Genomic DNA, 2,189 nt, shown 5'->3' with positions numbered 1-2,189 from the left:
CCCCCGCCGACCGCCACCGCCGCCGGCCCGGTGGCCTGCGCGTTGGTGCCGAAGGCAGCGCTGTTCTGCCCGGCGGCCACCGCGCCGCTGCCCACCGCGGTCGCCCCGCTGTTGAGCGCGTCGGCGCCGGCGCCAACTGCGGTGCTGCCGTTGCCGATGGCATTGGCGGCCTCGCCGGCGGCGAGCGCGTCGTCGCCTTCGACGTAGGCGCCGGCGTCGCTGTTGCCGGCGCTGGCCTGCAGGTACTTGCCGGCCTCCTGCAACTGCGCCACGTTGACCGCGTCGGTGGCTTCGGTGCCGGCGGCGACGCTGGTGATCTGCCGGGTCAGGCCGTTGCCGACATCGCCGACCGACACGCTGTTGTCGCGCGCGGCGTAGGAATGCGCGCCGAGCGCGACCGCATTGGTCGGCGCCTGGTTGCGCGCATCGTCCAGCCAGGTGCTGACCCGCGCGCCGTAGCCGATCGCGGTGGCATCGCTGCCGTTGGCCTGGCTGTCGGTGCCGAGCGCGGTGCCGTTGTTGTTGTAGATCGACGTCACCGCACGTGCGCCCAGCGCGACGCTGTCGGGGTTCCAGGCGGTGGCCTTGTAGCCCAGCGCGATGCCGCTGTCGCCCGCGGCCAGCGCATAGCTGCCCAACGACACCGTGCGCGGCGCGAACGAACCGGCGCTGTGGCCGATGGCGACCGAATCGACGTTGCCCGGCAGGTTCGGGAACACGTTGGCGTTGTAGCCCAGCGCGATCGCGTAGTCGGACTGGCTCTGCGCGCCGGCGCCCAGCGCGATGCCGCCGACGCCGGTGGCAGCGGCGATGCCCACGCTGTTGCCGGCGCTGGCCGCGGCGGTGCTGACGCCGCCCACGGCGACGCTGTCGGTGCCGCTGGCCAGCGCGTTCATGCCCATCGCCACCGCACTGGTGGCGGTGGCGCGCGCGCCGATGCCCATCGCGGTGGCGTAGTCGCCTGCGGCGCGAGCGCTGTAGCCCACCGCCGTGCCCAGGTCGCCGGCCACTTCGGACAGGCCGCCGACCGCGGTGGCGCCATCCTTGAAGGTCTGCGCGTGGTAGCCCAGCGCGGTGCTCTGCACACCGCCGGCCGAGGTGCCGGTGCCGACCGCGGTGGTCAGCGGATCCAGCGCCTGCGCGCCGCCGCCGACCGCGGTGGCGGCCACGCCCAGGGCCTGGGTGGTCTGCTCGCGGCTGCCGACGATGAAGCCGTTCTCGTCGTACTCGTACACCGTCGCGGTGCTGCCGATGGCGGTGGCCGAGGTGCCGACCGCCGTGGCATCGGTACCGACCGCACTGGCGTGGGCGCCGCTGGCGACCGCGCCGCTGCCCAGCGCCGAGGCGCCGAGGCCGGCGGCGGTGCTGGTGGACCCCACGGCGGTGGTGTAGTCGCCATCGGCCAGCGCATCGGCGCCGGCGGCGATGGCCTGCTGGCCCTGCGCCAGCGCGGTGCCGTCGCCGCTGCCGGCGAACAGCCGCGCGGTGCCGTCGGCCACCTGCTTGACCGCGTCGAGCTGGTCCAGGTTCACCGCATCGGTGCCTTCGGTGCCGGCGGCGACGTTGGCGATCTGCCGCTCCTTGCCGGCACTGCCCACCGACACCGTGTCGGCGCGATCGGCGACCGATCCCTTGCCGAGCGCGACGCTGCCGCTGGCCGCGGCCTTGGCGCCGTAGCCCAGCGCGGTGGAATCGTCGGCCTGCGCCCACGACGCGGCGCCGAACGCGGCGCTGGACGCGCCGTCGGCCGAACTGAGCCAGCCGACCGAGGTGGAGAACGCACCGTTGGCCCAGGCGCCGGCGCCGAATGCGCTGCCGCCCTCGCCCTGCGCCTCGGTGGTGAACAGGCCGAGCACGCTGCCGCCGACCGCGGTGCTGGACGCCCCGCTGGCCAGACTCGAATAGCCCAGCGCCACGGCATTGCCGCCGCTGGCGTTGGCGCCGTAGCCGACTGCCGAAGCGAAATCGCCGCCGGCCTGGCTGAAGCCGCCGTTGGCGGTCGCGGCCAGCCCGGTGGCGGCGGCGGAGAAGCCGGTTGCCGTGCTCTGCAGGCCGTCGGCGCGTGCCGCCGTGCCCAGTGCGGTGGAGAACGCGCCATTGGCCTGCGCGCCGGCGCCGAACGCGCTGGCGCCCTGCTCGGCCGCGGTGGTGGTGCCTTCCAGCAGCACCTCGCCGTTCTCGTCGACGAT

Annotated in this window: 1 pseudogene; it reads right to left on the bottom strand. The window is 75.1% G+C overall.

What is annotated here, in order from left to right:
• Positions 1–2,189 (bottom strand): annotated as a pseudogene (locus D588_RS25340) (hypothetical protein); the annotation flags it as partial.

The organism is Xanthomonas sp. SHU 308, assembly GCF_000364645.1.
In the GTDB taxonomy this organism is placed as follows: Bacteria; Pseudomonadota; Gammaproteobacteria; order Xanthomonadales; family Xanthomonadaceae; genus Xanthomonas_A; species Xanthomonas_A sontii.
This window is presented reverse-complemented; position numbering and strand designations above follow the sequence as displayed.